Annotated in this window: 13 protein-coding genes; 6 read left to right on the plus strand and 7 right to left on the minus strand. The window is 70.5% G+C overall.

All coding sequences use genetic code 11. The features are described from left to right. Positions 1-460 precede the first annotated feature (460 nt). Complete coding sequence (locus tag B0I31_RS10645) at positions 461-733, plus strand: hypothetical protein (RefSeq protein ID WP_106615148.1); 273 nt, start codon at positions 461-463, stop codon at positions 731-733. A gap of 16 nt (positions 734-749) precedes the next feature. Here B0I31_RS10645 and B0I31_RS10650 read toward each other — a convergent pair whose 3' ends face one another. After that, positions 750-1415, minus strand: a complete 666-nt coding sequence (locus B0I31_RS10650; protein WP_245949796.1) for an HNH endonuclease — start codon at positions 1413-1415, stop codon at positions 750-752. A 152-nt stretch (positions 1416-1567) separates the two neighbouring features. Here B0I31_RS10650 and B0I31_RS10655 point away from each other — a divergent pair, with 152 nt between their 5' ends. Beyond that, the gene (locus tag B0I31_RS10655; protein WP_245949797.1) at positions 1568-3661 is read left to right on the plus strand and encodes a prolyl oligopeptidase family serine peptidase; all 2094 of its coding nucleotides are present in this window, start codon (positions 1568-1570) and stop codon (positions 3659-3661) included. A gap of 16 nt (positions 3662-3677) precedes the next feature. Beyond that, positions 3678-4595 (plus strand): mechanosensitive ion channel family protein, encoded by a 918-nt coding sequence (locus B0I31_RS10660; protein ID WP_181320088.1) that lies wholly within the window; start codon positions 3678-3680, stop codon positions 4593-4595. Between the two features lie 24 nt (positions 4596-4619). Here B0I31_RS10660 and B0I31_RS10665 read toward each other — a convergent pair whose 3' ends face one another. Continuing rightward, positions 4620-5954: an NsdA family TPR-like regulatory protein gene (locus B0I31_RS10665; RefSeq protein WP_106615150.1), complete on the minus strand. Its 1335-nt coding sequence runs from the start codon at positions 5952-5954 to the stop codon at positions 4620-4622. A 142-nt stretch (positions 5955-6096) separates the two neighbouring features. Between B0I31_RS10665 and B0I31_RS10670 the strand changes: the two genes are divergently transcribed. Both B0I31_RS10670 and B0I31_RS10675 read left to right on the plus strand, forming a co-directional pair. Next, complete coding sequence (locus tag B0I31_RS10670) at positions 6097-6483, plus strand: globin (protein WP_245949798.1); 387 nt, start codon at positions 6097-6099, stop codon at positions 6481-6483. A gap of 57 nt (positions 6484-6540) precedes the next feature. Beyond that, positions 6541-8136, plus strand: a complete 1596-nt coding sequence (locus tag B0I31_RS10675) for a glycoside hydrolase family 13 protein (protein ID WP_106615152.1) — start codon at positions 6541-6543, stop codon at positions 8134-8136. A 220-nt stretch (positions 8137-8356) separates the two neighbouring features. Here B0I31_RS10675 and B0I31_RS10680 read toward each other — a convergent pair whose 3' ends face one another. From B0I31_RS10680 to B0I31_RS10700, 5 genes are read right to left on the minus strand one after another with little or no spacing between them, the layout of a single operon-like run. After that, positions 8357-8983, minus strand: coding sequence for a DUF8010 domain-containing protein (locus B0I31_RS10680; protein ID WP_106615425.1), 627 nt, complete (start codon positions 8981-8983; stop codon positions 8357-8359). Then, positions 8976-9407: an acyl-CoA thioesterase gene (locus tag B0I31_RS10685; protein ID WP_073889398.1), complete on the minus strand. Its 432-nt coding sequence runs from the start codon at positions 9405-9407 to the stop codon at positions 8976-8978. Before B0I31_RS10685 ends, B0I31_RS10680 begins: the two co-directional genes overlap by 8 nt. 53 nt (positions 9408-9460) lie before the next feature. Beyond that, positions 9461-10378: a DNA glycosylase AlkZ-like family protein gene (locus tag B0I31_RS10690; RefSeq protein WP_106615153.1), complete on the minus strand. Its 918-nt coding sequence runs from the start codon at positions 10376-10378 to the stop codon at positions 9461-9463. Then, positions 10375-11367, minus strand: coding sequence for a LacI family DNA-binding transcriptional regulator (locus B0I31_RS10695; protein WP_181320089.1), 993 nt, complete (start codon positions 11365-11367; stop codon positions 10375-10377). The genes B0I31_RS10690 and B0I31_RS10695 overlap by 4 nt, the downstream gene beginning before the upstream one ends. A gap of 11 nt (positions 11368-11378) precedes the next feature. Then, positions 11379-12929 (minus strand): glycoside hydrolase family 13 protein, encoded by a 1551-nt coding sequence (locus B0I31_RS10700; RefSeq protein WP_106615155.1) that lies wholly within the window; start codon positions 12927-12929, stop codon positions 11379-11381. Positions 12930-13146: 217 nt separating this feature from the next. Here B0I31_RS10700 and B0I31_RS10705 point away from each other — a divergent pair, with 217 nt between their 5' ends. Then, complete coding sequence (locus B0I31_RS10705) at positions 13147-14709, plus strand: carbohydrate-binding module family 20 domain-containing protein (protein WP_245949799.1); 1563 nt, start codon at positions 13147-13149, stop codon at positions 14707-14709. Positions 14710-14732 lie beyond the last annotated feature (23 nt).

Below are 14732 nucleotides of genomic sequence, written 5' to 3' on the forward strand. Positions count from 1 at the left end.
GTCCGGCGGGGCGGCTCCCGATCACGCGTACGGCGGTGTCCACGCCTCGGGACGCCGGGCCGACCGCGACCCCGCGTCCGCCGCCGGGATGGGCGCCGGCACATGGCATACCACGCGCTGTGATCTAGCCGACCCCCTACCTGCGACGACGTCACCCTGAGTATCCATCAATGCCGGATGCACTAGCTCCCGTGCTCGATCGTCGCAGTGCGTACACCCGGACGGTCTTCCCCCGGACGGAGGCGAATGGCGGCCGGTTTGGCGTCTTGTCCTGGGCCCACTCGGCTTCTAGCTTTTCACCTGTACGGGTCTTGCGCATCCGATTCCGGAGACCAATTCCCGCCCGATGAGTCTCGGAGGACACGACATGTACACCATGAACCTTGTTCTGGTCGCCGCCCTCACTCTTTCGTCGTACACCCAATCGGAGCAGAGCGTTACCACTGTTCAGCCTCAGACAGTGCTCGCCGAGTCGGTGCGCATCACCTCCGATGACTCCGTTCGGATCACCGCCCAGGGCTCCGTCCGCATCACGTCCGGGCTGGACGACTCGGTCCGCATCACGGCGGCGGAGCCCGCGTCGGTCCGCATCACCGGGTCGGACACGGATTCGGTGCGCATCACGATGGCCGGTTCGGTGCGCATCACGTCCGACGCGAACGACTCGGTCCGGATCACGTCCGGTTCCGTGCGCATCACCGACGACCGCGAGGGCTACGTCCTCGCGGCGTGACGGGAGAGGGGTGGCGCTAAGCCGCGGGCTCGCCCAGGTACGGCAGCCAGAGCGGGTCGGCCTCGGTGACGCCGGCCAGCAGCCGCCAGTGCGGTCCGCGGGGCGCGTTCGGCACCACGCGCAGGCGCCAGCCCAGCTCCGAGAGGAGCTTGTCGGCCTTGCGGTGGTTGCACTTCGCGCAGCACGCCACGCAGTTGGTCCACGAGTGGGGGCCGCCGCGGCTGCGCGGGACGACGTGGTCGATCGTCTCGGCGCGCCCGCCGCAGTACGCGCAGCGGTACCGGTCGCGGTGCATCAACCCGGCCCGGGTCAGCGGCACCCGGCCGCGGTAGGGCACGCGCACGTAGTTCGCCAGCCGGATCACCGAGGGGACGACGACCTCGGACGTCGAGGAGTGGACGACGGCCCCGGCGGGGTCACCGTGCACGACCTCAGCCTTGCCGCACACGACGAGGACCACCGCGCGGCGCAGCGGCAGCGCGGTGAGCGGTTCGAACGTGGCGTTGAGCAGCAGGACCTTGCGTCTTCCCCAAGGCAGCACCACAGGCGCCGGACCGGCTCCCTGCCCGTCGACCACGGCGTGCACGGTGCTCAGCGCGAGCTGTTTTTGACCGGACGGGACCGACGACGCGATCCCGGCGTTCACCAGGGCGCCGATCGGGGTGGGTTGTCGGTCTGGCACGCGACCACCTCCACCGGTTCAGCCCTAGCAGACCACAGATCGCCCCCAAAAATCACCTGTGATATGTGACGTGTCACGAAGCCGGGATCAAAAGTTCGGTGAACGGACCCCTATCGGACATGGTTTTCATCACCCTCGCTACGCTCGGCGAGGTGACCGAAGCCTCCCGCGCAGCACTGCCTGCGACGATCACCTACCCCACCGCACCGCGCCTCGACCTCGTCGACGACCTGCACGGACACGCGGTCGAAGATCCGTACCGCTGGCTGGAAGACCCTGCGGACCCCCGCACCGCCGCCTGGTCGGCCGAGCAGGACGGGTTGGCGCGGTCGTGGCTGGACGCCATGCCGGGACGGGACGCGCTGGCCGCCCGGTTGGGTGAGCTGATGCGGACGGGTGCCGTGGGCACGCCGGTGTGGCGGGCCGGGCGGGCGTTCTACACGCGCCGCGGGCCGGATCAGGACCACCCCGTGCTGTACGTGCGGGTGGACGGCGTGGAGCGGGTGCTGCTGGACGTGTCGGCGCTCGACCCGTCCGGGCGGACCACGCTCGACCGCTGGTCGCCGTCGCGGGAGGGCACGCGGCTGGCCTACCAGGTGTCCGTGGGCGGCGACGAGCACTCGTTGCTGCACGTCGTGGACGTGGACACGGGTGAGCTGCTGGACGGGCCGATCGACCGGTGCCGGTACTCGCCGGTGGGCTGGCTGCCCGGTGGCGAGGAGTTCTTCTACGTGCGGCGGGTCGACCCGGCGCTGGTGCCCGAGGACGAGCGGCAGTTCCACCGGCGGGTGTGGCGGCACCGGGTGGGCACGCCCGCTTCCGAGGACGTGAACGTGCACGGTGACGGGCTCGACCACACCTACTACTACGGGCTGTCGCTGTCGGAGGACGGGCGGTGGCTGGTGGTGAACGGCGCGCCCGGCACCGTGCGGCGCGACTCGGTGTGGATCGCCGACCTGCGCGGTTCCGGTGAGCTGGTGCCGGTCGTGCGGGACTCCGACGACGTGCAGTGCTCGGCGTGGGTGGCCCCGGACGGTCGGCTCTACCTGCGGACCAGCCTGGACGCGCCCCGGTTCCGGCTGTGCGTGGCGGACCCCTCGGCGCCGACGTCGTGGGCGGAACTGGTGCCGGAGCAGCCGGACTCGGTGCTCGACGCGGTCACGTGGCTGGACGGGTCGCTGGTGCTGCTGCGGACCCGGCACGCGGTGTCGGAACTGCACCTGCACTCCCCCGCCACGGGCGAGCACCTCGGTGAGATCCCCATGCCCGGGACGGGATCGCTGCACGGGTTGTCCACAGCCGACGAGCTGACCGTTGCCGATCGTGACGTCCTGTGGTTCGGGTGGTCCGACTTCACCACGCCCTTGTCGGTGTACCGGTACTCGCTCTCCGAGGGCCGGACGGAGCTGGATGCGGCGGCGCCCGGAACGGTGGCTATTCCGGAGTTGTCCACACAACAGGTCTCGTACACGTCATCGGACGGCACAGTCGTGCGAATGTTCGTGGTGTCCGGGGAACAGCACCCGGACCTGCCCCGGCCGACGTTGCTCACCGGGTACGGCGGGTTCGCGGTGGGCCGCGGGCCGGGGTACAGCGCGACCACGCTGGCGTGGGTCGAGGCGGGCGGCGTGTGGGTGCACGCGTCGTTGCGGGGCGGCGACGAGGAGGGTGAGGAATGGCACCGGGCGGGGATGCGGGAGCGCAAGCAGAACGTGTTCGACGACTTCCACGCGGCGGCCGAGCGGTTGATCCGCGACGGGTGGACCACGCCGCAGCAGTTGTCGATCATGGGTGGGTCGAACGGAGGGCTGCTGGTCGGCGCGGCGTTGACGCAGCGGCCGGAGCTGTACGCGGCGGTGGTGTGCTCAGCGCCACTGCTGGACATGGTGCGGTACGAGAACTTCCTGCTGGGGCGGTTGTGGGCGGAGGAGTACGGTTCCGCGTCGGTGCCCGAAGAGCTGGCGTGGCTGCTGGCCTACTCCCCGTACCACCGGGTGCGGCCGGGAGTTGAGTACCCTTCGGTGCTGTTCACGGTCTTCGAGTCGGACAGCCGCGTGGACCCCAACCACGCCCGGAAGATGTGCGCGGCACTGCAGCACGCGACGTCGAGTGATCCGACCAAGCACCCCGTGCTGCTCCGCCGCGAGACCGAGGTGGGGCACGCGGGCCGATCGGTGAGCCGGTCGGTCGGCCTGGCCGTGGACCAGTTGACGTTCCTGGCCCGGGCTACCGGCCTCGAGTTGTGAGTGGAGGACTGAGCAGGTGCTGGACGTGCAACCGACGCCGTCACCGGTGTTCAACGTGGAGTCGACCCTCGCCGTCGAGTGGTGGGTGACCAACGGCCCCAAGATCGCCGAGGGCGCGTTGCGGATCGCGTTGACCTTGATCATCGCCGTGGTGGTCCGGTTCCTGCTCCGCCGGCTGATCGACCGGATGACCCGGGGCAACGGCGGTCGCAAGCCGAAGCTGCTCAAGCCGTTGCGGGAGCGCGCGCCCCAGGCGCTGGGCGCGCTGGTCTCCGAGCGGCGCGAGCAGAGGGCCAAGACCATCGGCTCGGTGCTCAAGTCGTTCGTCACGATCATCGTGTTCGGCGTGGCGTTCATCCAGATCCTCACCGAGCTGGGCATGAACCCGGCGCCGATCCTGACCTCGGCGGGCATCCTCGGCGTGGCCATCGGTTTCGGCGCGCAGAACCTGGTCAAGGACTTCCTGTCCGGCATGTTCATGATGTTGGAGGACCAGTACGGCGTCGGTGACGTGGTCGACCTCGGCCCGGCGACGGGCACGGTCGAGTCGGTGGCGCTGCGGATCACCACGATCCGCGACACCAACGGCACCGTCTGGTACGTCCGCAACGGCGAGATCCTGCGGGTCGGCAACTCCTCGCAGGGCTTCGCGGTGGCCGTGGTCGACCTGCCGCTCGGGTACGGCGCGAACCTGGCGTCGGCGACCGAGGTGCTGACCAAGGCCGTGGTCGACGCCACGGCCGAGGAGGTCCTGGCCAAGGACGTCATCGACAAGCCGCAGGTGCTCGGCGTGGAGAAGGTCACGCCCGAGGGCATCACCATGCGGGTCACGGTGAAGGTCCGGCCGGGCCGCCAGTGGGCCGTCCAGCGGGCGCTGAGAGCCAAGCTGATGCCCGCCCTGGACGAGGCGGGCATCTCGCTGACGTCCTCCTGACCCGGCGGCGGGCGCCCCGGCCTGTCAGGCCGCGGTCAGGGTGGTGAGGGTGTCGGCCAGCAGCCGTGCGTCGTCGGAGCGGGCGGAGTCGGCTTCAGCCCGGTCGCGGACGACCTTGATCCGGTCGAACGTCCTGGTCGAGTTGATCCGCCCGGCCGGGGCCAGCACGGTGGACGCCAGGCGGTTCGCTTCCGCGTGCTCGCCCTGGAGGACGCGGACGCCCACCAGGGAGATGACGTCGAAGAGGTTCGACCGCTGGTAGGTGTCGCGGCGCAGGCGCAGTGCGTCGGCGAGGTGCGGTTCGGCCTTCTTCGCCGCGTCCGGCCGGTGGTCGGCCGCCGTCCGGTACGCCAGCGCCGCCATGCCCTCCAGTCCCGCCCGGTCGAAGTAGGACAGCCAGCCGGGCACGTCACCGTGGTCGGCGCGGGCGAACTGGTCCTCCGCGGCGCCGACCGCCCGGTCCACCGCCCGCAGGTCGCCCAGCGTCGCGTGTGCCCACGACTCGCAGGTCGTGAGCATCGCCGACGCCATCGGTCCCAGCCCGCTGCCCGCACCGCGTCGGGCCAGCGCGACCAGGGACAGGGCCTCCCGCGGCTTGCCCACGTGCACCATCTGGCGTGCCATCCGGGACAGCACCTCGACGCCCAGGCCGGTGTCACCCGCCCGCTTGGCGCAGTGCAACGCCAGGGTGAAGTACCGCTGCGCGGTCGACTGGAGGCCCACGTCGTGCGACATCCAGCCGGCCAACCTGGCCAGGTCCGCGGTCGAGCGGAACAGGCGGCGGCCGATCGGGTCGGGGTAGCTGTGGTCGAGCAGGTCGGTCATCGCCTTGAGCTGACCCACCACCGCCTCGCGGTACAGGCCGCCGCCGCGCTGGGCGTCCCAGCTCCAGAAAGTCCTGGTCGCGGCCTCGATCTCGGCGATCTCGGCCGTGCCGATGCGCCCCGGGCCCAGCGCGGGCGCCGGTGTGGCGCGGTCGTCCCCGTCGAGCCACCCCGCCAGCACGCCCTCCAGCACCGCTCCCGTGGCCAGGGCGGCGGTCGCGCCGAGCACGTCCCTGCGCTTGATCATCAGATCGCTCCTCGTGAAGTCCTGCAACGTCGCGACGAGATCGCGGGTCGGGGCGAGCCCCAGCTCCGCCGCCGTGAACGGCCTGCCGACCCGTTCGGCGAACAACGCCACCAGCAGCTCCGGCACCGGGTGCCGAGGCCGTTCGCCCTCCAGCCACCGCCGCACCCGGGAGCTGTCCGGCGCCACGTTGTAGCCGCGTGCCTGCCCGAGCCGCCCCACGGCACGCGCCAGTTCGAGCTGCGTCCACCCACCCCGCCGGAACCAGTACCGCAACGCCTCGTTGCCCATGTCCGTCCTCCCCGCGGCAGGCTGTCCGGCCCAGGATGCGGGGCCGCCGGGCGCGGTCACCACGGATCGCCGTGATGCGCCATGCGTTCGCCAACCCCGCCCGGCGTGGGTCGCACCCGGGGGACTGAGGCAGGATGGAGGGGTGACCACTCCTCCGGAGAACTTCTACGAAGCAGTGGGCGGGTACGAGACGTTCCACAAGATCGTCGCGCGCTTCTACGAGGAAGTGGCCAACGATCCCGTCCTGCGTCCGATGTACCCCGAAGAGGACCTCGGCCCCGCCGAGGAGCGCTTCCGGCTGTTCCTCATGCAGTACTGGGGCGGGCCGCACACGTACTCCGACAACCGCGGTCATCCACGGTTGCGGATGCGTCACGCTCCGTTCGTCATCGGTCCCGTGGAGCGGGATGCCTGGCTGCGCTGCGCCAAGGTCGGCGTCGACTCCGTCGACCTGTCCCCTGAGCACCGCAAACAGCTCTGGGCGTACCTCGAGATGGCCGCCAACAGCATGATGAACGCCTGGGTCTGATTCTTGATCACTCGAACGTGGTCGTGGTGTCGGCCGCGAATGGCAGGATGACTTCTCGTGCGACGATCCTCCGATCTACAACCAGAGATCGCCGACGAGTCCGCCTGGTGGCGTGACGCCGTCTTCTACCAGGTCTACGTCCGATCCTTCGCCGACGCGAACGGTGACGGCGTGGGCGACCTCGACGGTATCCGCTCCCGGCTCGGCTACCTCGAACTGCTCGGCGTGGACGCCCTCTGGCTCACGCCGTTCTTCACCTCGCCGATGGCCGACCACGGCTACGACGTGGCCGACCCCCGCGACGTCGACCCGCTGTTCGGCGACCTGGCCGCGTTCGACCGGCTGGTCACCGAGGCGCACGCGCACAACCTCAAAGTCACCATCGACCTCGTGCCCAACCACACCAGCGACCGGCACGCGTGGTTCCAGGCCGCGCTGCGGGCCGGGCCGGGGTCGATCGAGCGGGACCGGTTCGTCTTCCGCGACGGCGGCGGCTTCGACGGTTCCGTGCCGCCGAACAACTGGCCGAGCCAGTTCGGCGGACCGGCGTGGACCCGGGTGCCGGACGGGCAGTGGTACCTGCACCTGTTCGCACCCGAGCAGCCCGACCTGAACTGGGACAACCCCGAGGTCGCCGCCGACCTGGCGCGCACGCTGCGGTTCTGGCTGGACCGCGGGGTGGACGGGTTCCGCATCGACGTCGCCCACGGCATGGCCAAGCCCTACGGGTTGCCGAACATCGACCCGCGGGTCGACCTGAACGCGCTCGACATGCACGACAACTCGCTGGACCCCCGGTTCGACGACGACGGCGTGCACGAGGTGCACCGGATGATCCGCAAGGTCATCGACGAGTACCCAGGCCGGATGGCCGTGGGCGAGATCTGGGTGAAGGACGACGAGCGCTTCGCCCGCTACGTGCGGCCCGACGAGCTGCACCTGGGGTTCAACTTCCGGCTGGTCCAGGCGCCGTTCGACGCGGACGGCGTGCGTTCGGCGATCGAGCACTCGCTGGGGGCCGTGCGCGGCCTGGACACCCCGCCGACCTGGACGCTGTCCAACCACGACGTGACACGGCACGTGACGCGGTACGGCGGCGGCGCTATCGGCACCCAGCGCGCACGGGCGATGACCCTGGTGGAACTGGCGCTGCCCGGTGTCGTCTACCTCTACAACGGCGAAGAACTCGGCCTGCCCGACGTCGAACTGCCGGAGTGGGCGCTGCAGGACCCGATCTGGCTGCGCTCCGGCCACACCAACCGCGGCCGCGACGGCTGCCGCGTCCCGCTGCCGTGGGAGGGCGACACCCCACCGTTCGGCTTCTCCCAGGGCGTCACCACCTGGCTCCCGCAGCCCGACGAGTGGGCCGACCTGACCGCCGAGTCGCAGCTGGAAGACCCCGACTCGATGCTCTCGTTCTACCGCCACGCGCTTGAGCTGCGGAAATCGCACGGCGCCTTCAACGGCGACGAACTGGAGTGGTACGGCGCCCCACCCGGCTGCTTCGCCTTCCGCCGCAAGGGCGGCGGCCTCATCTGCGCCCTGAACACCTCGGGCGGCCCGGTCCCCCTCCCGCCCGGCGAGGTCCTGCTGTCCAGCGGCCCGATGGACGGCAACCAACTACCACCGGACACGGCGGTCTGGCTGGTGTAACCCCGCGGTTGTCCACAGCCTGGTGCAGCCCCGCGGTGGGTCCACGGTTGCCCACCGGCTCGTGTCGCTCCCCGGTTGTCCCGGTTGTCCACAGGCACCCGGCGGGCGCCGCGCGGTGTCGGTCCCTCGTGGCAGAGTAAAAGCAGGGGTCCCCTGGGCGGGGACCCCTGCGTAGCGAGGGCTGTGCCGGGCTCGGACCAGCAGCGGTCGGACGGCAGGGTCAGACCAGCAGCGGCAGCATGGAGTGGCGGCGGCGGACCACGGCGCCGAAGCGGGCGTCGATGCGCAGCCACGAGTCGGTGGCGGTGATGCGCACGTCGTCGCCGCCCAGGAAGCCCATGCCCGACAGCGCGAACAGGCACCGCATCGGCACCTTCACGTCCAGCCCCGAACCGCTCACCGTGATCACGGTCTGGTCCAGCAACGAGGCGGGCGGCGTGCCGCGCGGGCCCGCGTTCTCCCGTGCCACCTCCACCCCCTTCTCCGCCAACTCCGACACGACGCTGCCGGGCAGCCGGTCCACGGGCAACCAGCCCGCTGACGGCGGCAGCGCCGAGCGCCACATCATGTCCCGCGACGGGCCCGGGTCGACGGTCTCGCTGCGCACCACGGCAAGGCCGGTGAGCAGGTCGTTCCCGGACACAGTCACGTCACCGGGCGTGATCCGACCGGCGACGGTGCGGGTGGCCAGCGTGTCGAACGGGGTCGCGACCCAGGCGTCCACCAGATCGCCGGACGGACGGTTGCGCAGCCGCACCACCGTCTGGGCGTCCAAGCGGACGGCACGGGCGACGAACGCACCGAGGTCGTCCCGCTCCGCGGGATCGGCGAAGACCAGCTCAGGCACCATTACCTCCGGCACGCCAGCCCGCGAGGAAGTCGCGCTCGGCTTCGAGAAGACGGCGCGGGCGTCCGGCCGTCAGGTTGTAGGGCACCATCAGGGTTTCGGCCGTCGTGACGACGGCGCTGCCCTCCTGACGACTGCCGCGGACCGTGTAGTCCAACGTGAACGACGCGGACTTCAATTCCCGCACCGACATCTCCACCACGATCTCGTCACCGGTGAACACCAGCGGCGCGAGGTAGTCCACCACCAGCCGGGCCACGACCATGCCCTTCGACATCTCCGCCACCCCGTGCCTGGCGGCCTCGGTGAACAGCAGGTCGATCCGCGCCTCTTCCAGCAAGGTCACCGTGTTGGCGTGGTTGACGTGGCCGAACACGTCCATGTCCGACCAGCGCGGGCGCACGCCCGTGACGAACACACCCAAGTTGAACGCGCCTCCCGGTGTCGATGCGTGGTGGCAGTGACCTTATCCACGTGCTACCCCCAGGTTAAGCGCGCGTCCACGTCGAGGAATCGCCCCAGGTCGGCGACCTCTTCCGCCACATCGGGACGCTCACCGAACGGCCGCACGGTGATCAGCGCGCCGTCACGCCGCCACACCGCGACCACCTGCCCGTCGACCACGACGTGCGGCGTGAGGAAACCGCCCCCGGTCTGCACGAGCGGCGCGTGCTCGGGCGCCAACGCCGCCGACCGGTCGCGGTAGCCGAGCAGGTACGTGTCGAAGTGGCCGAGCATCCGCACCGCGCCACCGGGCTCCGCCGGCTCGTCGTCCACCTCGGGCAGGTCCTTGACCTGCCGCTTGGGCAGACCGCTCCACGCGGCGAAGTCATCGGGCGTCGCCGGCCCGTACGCCCGCCGGTAGCGCCGCCACAACTCCTCCACGCCACGCGGCTCGCCCTCGATCCGCAGTAGCCGATACGTGTCGTCCAACCCCCGGCACAGCACACCGGAGTGCGCCGCGAACGCCAACAGGTGCGCGGGCGCCTGGGACTTCGGGTCCAGTGCGATCCCGACCTCCCCCAACCGGTGCACGAGCTCAGCGCGCTCCAGCGGCTCGGTCAGCACCTCCCGAAGTGCGGGTAGCGCGCGCTCGCACACGTCATAGGTGAGCCCGAGCTGCTCACGACGACGCCGTCCGGCAGCGATGAACGTCGGCCCCAACAACGGCACGACCCACAAATCGTCCTGGTGCAGCAGATGCAGGGTGCCGCGCATCGCCCACGTGCGCACCAGAGGACCCTCCAAGGACTGCACACCTCGAGCGCGCGCCGCGAGCCGTGCCGCCGCGACATCCTGAGCCTGCAGCGCGAACACCGAGGCGAACAGGTCCGTCACATCACCGGCCGGGCACGACAGCCGCTGTGCCCGCATCCGCTGCGCGAGCAGGTTCACCTGGGCCGCGCACCCGTCGAACCGCGCACCACCAGTTCCGGCTGGAACACGAACTCCGCGTGCGGGGCGGGCGTGCCGCCGATCTCCTCCAGCAGCGCGTGCACCGCCGCCTGCCCCATAGCCTCGACCGGCTGCCGGATCGTGGTCAACGGCGGATCGGCGAACACGATCAGCGGCGAGTCGTCGAACCCCACCACGGACACGTCCCGCGGCACGCTCAGCCCACGCTGCCGGGCCGCGCGGATCGCACCGAACGCCATCAGGTCGCTGCCGCACACGATCGCCGTGCAGCCGCGGTCCAGCAGGGCGTTGGCCGCCGCCTGGCCGCCCTCGACCGTGAACAGGGAGTGCTCCACCAGGTCGGACGCCTGCGGGCGGACGAGCGTGAAGCCCTCCACCATCCGCTGCGCGGGCACGAACCGCGGCGGACCCACCGCCAGCCCGATCGTCTCGTGCCCGAGTTCCACCAAGTGGGTGACCGCCAGTCGGACGGCGGCCCGGTTGTCCACCGAGACGAACGGCGCGGACACCTGGTCGGTGTAGCCGTTGATCATCACGAACGGTACGCCGCGCCCGGCCAGCTTGACGTACCGGTCCTTGTCGGCGGTCGTGTCGGCGTGCAGGCCGGACACGAACACGATCCCGGTGACGCCCCGGTCGACCAGCATCTCGGTCAGCTGGTCCTCGGTCGAGCCACCGGGCGTCTGCGTGCACAGCACCGGCGTGTAGCCGTCCCGCGTCAGCACCTGCTCGATGACCTGCGCGAACGCCGGGAAGATCGGGTTGTTCAACTCGGGGGTGATCAACCCGATCAACCCGGCGCTGCGCTGGCGGAGCCTGGGTGGGCGCTCGTAGCCGAGCACGTCCATCGCGGCGACCACGGCCTGGCGGGTCGCGGCCGAGACGCCTGGCTTGCCGTTGACCACTCGGCTGACCGTCGCCTCGCTCACGCCTGCCTGGGTCGCGATGTCACTGAGCCGCGCTGTCACACCGGGTGACTCTACGGGCGCGAGAGCCACACGGTCGTGTCCGGCGGCACGAGGACGTCCGCGTCTTCGGTCGCGAAAGCACCCGAGGCGAGCACCACGGCACCGTCCGCGGGCACCCGTGCCACGTCCGGGCCGAAGTTCACCACGCAGGTGAACGCGCCGCGGCGGAACGACAGCACACCTTCCGGCACGTCCAGCCAGTCCACGTCGGAGCCCGCACCGAGGTCCGGGTGCTCCCGCCGCACGCGCAGCGCACTCCGGTACAGCTCCAGCACCGAGTTCGGGTCGCCGACCTGGCTCGCGACGCTGAGCCCGGCCCAGTCCGCGGGCTGCGGCAGCCACGAGCCGCCGTCGCCGAAGCCGAGCGACGGGCCGTCCGCCGTCCACGGGATCGGCACGCGGCAGCCGTCGCGGCCCCGGTCGGTGTGGCCGGACCGCTCCCACACCGGGTCCTGCAGCACGTCCTCGGGCAGGTCGAGCACCTCGGGCAGGCCCAACTCCTCGCCCTGGTAGACGTACGCGCTGCCGGGCAGCGCCAGCATCAGCAACGCCGCCGCCCGCGCCCGCGCCACGCCGCCGTACCGCGTCACGTGCCGCTGCACGTCGTGGTTGGACAGCACCCACGTCGTCGGCGCGGCCACCGGCCTCATCGCGGCCAGCGAGTCGTCGATGACCTGCTTGACGTCGGCGGCGTCCCACTCGGCGGTCAGGTAGTGGAAGTTGAACGCCTGGTGCAGCTCGTCGGAACGCAGGTAGCGGGCGGTGCGGTCGGGGCTGGGCGTCCACGCCTCGGCCACGCCGATCCGGTTGCCCGGGTAGGAGTCGAGCACCTTGCGCCAGTCGCGGTAGATCTCGTGCACGCCGTCTTGGTCGAAGAACGGCAGCGCCTCCGTGCCCAGCAGCTTGAGGTGGCCGGGCGTGCCGACGTCGGGCAGGCCATCGGCCTTGACCATGCCGTGCGCGACGTCGATGCGGAAGCCGTCCACGCCGAGGTCGAGCCAGAAGCGCAGCACGTCGAGGAACTCGTCGCGCACCTCCGGCTGGTCCCAGTTCAGGTCCGGCTGCTCGGGGGCGAACAGGTGCAGGTACCACTGGCCGTCCGGGACCCGGGTCCACGCGGGGCCGCCGAAGACGGACTCCCAGTCGTTCGGCGGACCCTCGCCGCGGCCGTCGCGGAAGTGGTAGCGGGCGCGTTCCGGTGAGCCCGGCGCCGCCGCGAGCGCCTGCTGGAACCACACGTGCCGGTCGCTGGTGTGGTTCGGGACCAGGTCGACGATCACCCGGATGCCCAGCCGGTGCGCGTCCTCGACCAGGGCCTTCGCGTCGTCGTTCGTGCCGAACAGCGGGTCCACCGTGCGGTAGTCGGCGACGTCGTAGCCGCCGTCCGCCATCGGCGACCGGTAGAACGGCGTGATCCACACCGCGTCCACACCCAGGTCGGCCAGGTAGGGCAGCCGGGAGCGGATGCCGGGCAGGTCACCGACGCCGTCGCCGTCCGAGTCGGCGAAGCTGCGCACGTAGACCTGGTAGATGACGGCATCGCGCCACCAGTCCTGCGTCATGGGGTGTCCTTCCGGATCGGTTCCGCCGGAGGGCAATGAAATACTTTGCAAGTGTTTTCAGCAAGTCTGGCAGCTGGTATGACCTAGAGCACATCCCTGCCAGCTAGGAGACAACGTGGTTTCCGCTAGTCGACGCGCTTTGGGCGCGATAGCCGTACTCCTGTTCAGCCTTTTGGCGGTTCCGCAAAGTTTTGCAGCGCCGCCGTCCGCGAAGGACGTGACCGCGACCCTGTTCCAGTGGCCGTTCGCGCGGGTCGCCACCGAGTGCACGAACGTGCTCGGACCCCGCGGCTACGGGTTCGTGGAGATCTCGCCGGCCACCGAGCACATCCAGGGTCCCCAGTGGTGGACCTCGTACCAGCCGGTCAGCTACCGCATCGCCGGGCGGCTCGGTGACGAGACCGCGTTCCGGAACATGGTGAACACCTGCCACGCGGCGGGCGTGAAGGTCATCGCGGACGCGGTGATCAACCACATGAGCGCCGGGTCGGGCACCGGCACCGGCGGCTCGTCGTACACGAAGTACAACTACCCCGGCATCTACAGCGACCCGGACTTCCACTCGTGCCGGTCGCACATCAGCGACTACCGCAACCGCGACAACGTGCAGAACTGCGAACTGGTCGGGCTGTCGGACCTGAACACCGGCAGCGACTACGTGCGCGGGCGGATCGCGTCGTACCTCAACCACCTGATCTCGCTCGGCGTGGACGGGTTCCGGATCGACGCGGCCAAGCACATGCCGGCGGCCGACCTGTCGGCGATCAAGTCGCGGCTGAGCAACCCGAACGTGTTCTGGGTGCACGAGGTGATCTACGGTGCCGGTGAGGCCGTGCAGCCCGGCGAGTACACCGGGTCGGGTGACGTGGACGAGTTCCGGTACGCCTACGACCTCAAGCGGATCTTCACCAACGAGAACCTGGCGTACCTGAGCACGTTCGGGCAGTCGTGGGGCTACCTGCCCAGCGGTCAGGCGCGGTCGTTCGTGGACAACTGGGACACCGAGCGCAACGGGTCGACGCTGACCTACCGCGACGGGTCCACCTACACGTTGGCGAACGTGTTCATGCTGGCCTGGCCCTACGGTTCGCCGAACGTGTACTCGGGCTACGAGTTCTCGTCGCACGACGCCGGGCCGCCGTCCGGGTCGGAGTGCTACACGTCCGGGTGGAAGTGCCAGCACCGGTGGACGCAGATCGCGTCGATGGTCAAGTTCCGCAACGCCGTGGCCGGGACGTCGGTGGTGAACTGGTGGGACAACGGCGGCGACGCGATCGCGTTCGGGCGGGGCAACAAGGGCTTCGTCGCGATCAACCGGGAGTCCTTCGCGGTGACGCGGACGTTCCAGACCTCGCTGCCCGCCGGGTCGTACTGCAACGTGCAGCAGGAGGGGTGCGTCGCGGTCGCGGTGGGGTCGAACGGCCAGTTCACCGCCACGTTGGGCGCTGGTGAGGCGTTGGCGCTGCACGTCGGTGCGACGGGGGTCGGCAACCCGCCGGCCGGGACGACGTCGTTCGCGGTGAACGCCACGACGTCGTCGGGGCAGAACATCTTCGTGGTGGGCGACCACCCGTCGCTGGGCTCCTGGAACCCGGCCGCCGCGGTCGCCCTGTCCTCGGCCACCTACCCGACCTGGCGGGGCTCGGTATCGCTGCCCGCGGGGACCTCGTTCCAGTACAAGTACATCCGGAAGGAGTCCAACGGCGCGGTGACCTGGGAGAGCGGGACGAACCGTTCCGCCACCTCACCGACGACGCTGTCGGACTCCTGGCGCAGTTAGACGCCGATCACGCGCGGAGCCGT

Source organism: Saccharothrix carnea (assembly GCF_003014735.1).
Classification (GTDB): domain Bacteria; phylum Actinomycetota; class Actinomycetes; order Mycobacteriales; family Pseudonocardiaceae; genus Actinosynnema; species Actinosynnema carneum.

Coding starts and splice junctions, on each gene's coding strand:
- B0I31_RS10665 (WP_106615150.1), bottom strand. CDS start 5,954: ATGGGCAACGAGGCGTTGCGGTACTGGTTCCGGCGGGGTGGGTGGACG.
- B0I31_RS10700 (WP_106615155.1), bottom strand. CDS start 12,929: ATGACGCAGGACTGGTGGCGCGATGCCGTCATCTACCAGGTCTACGTG.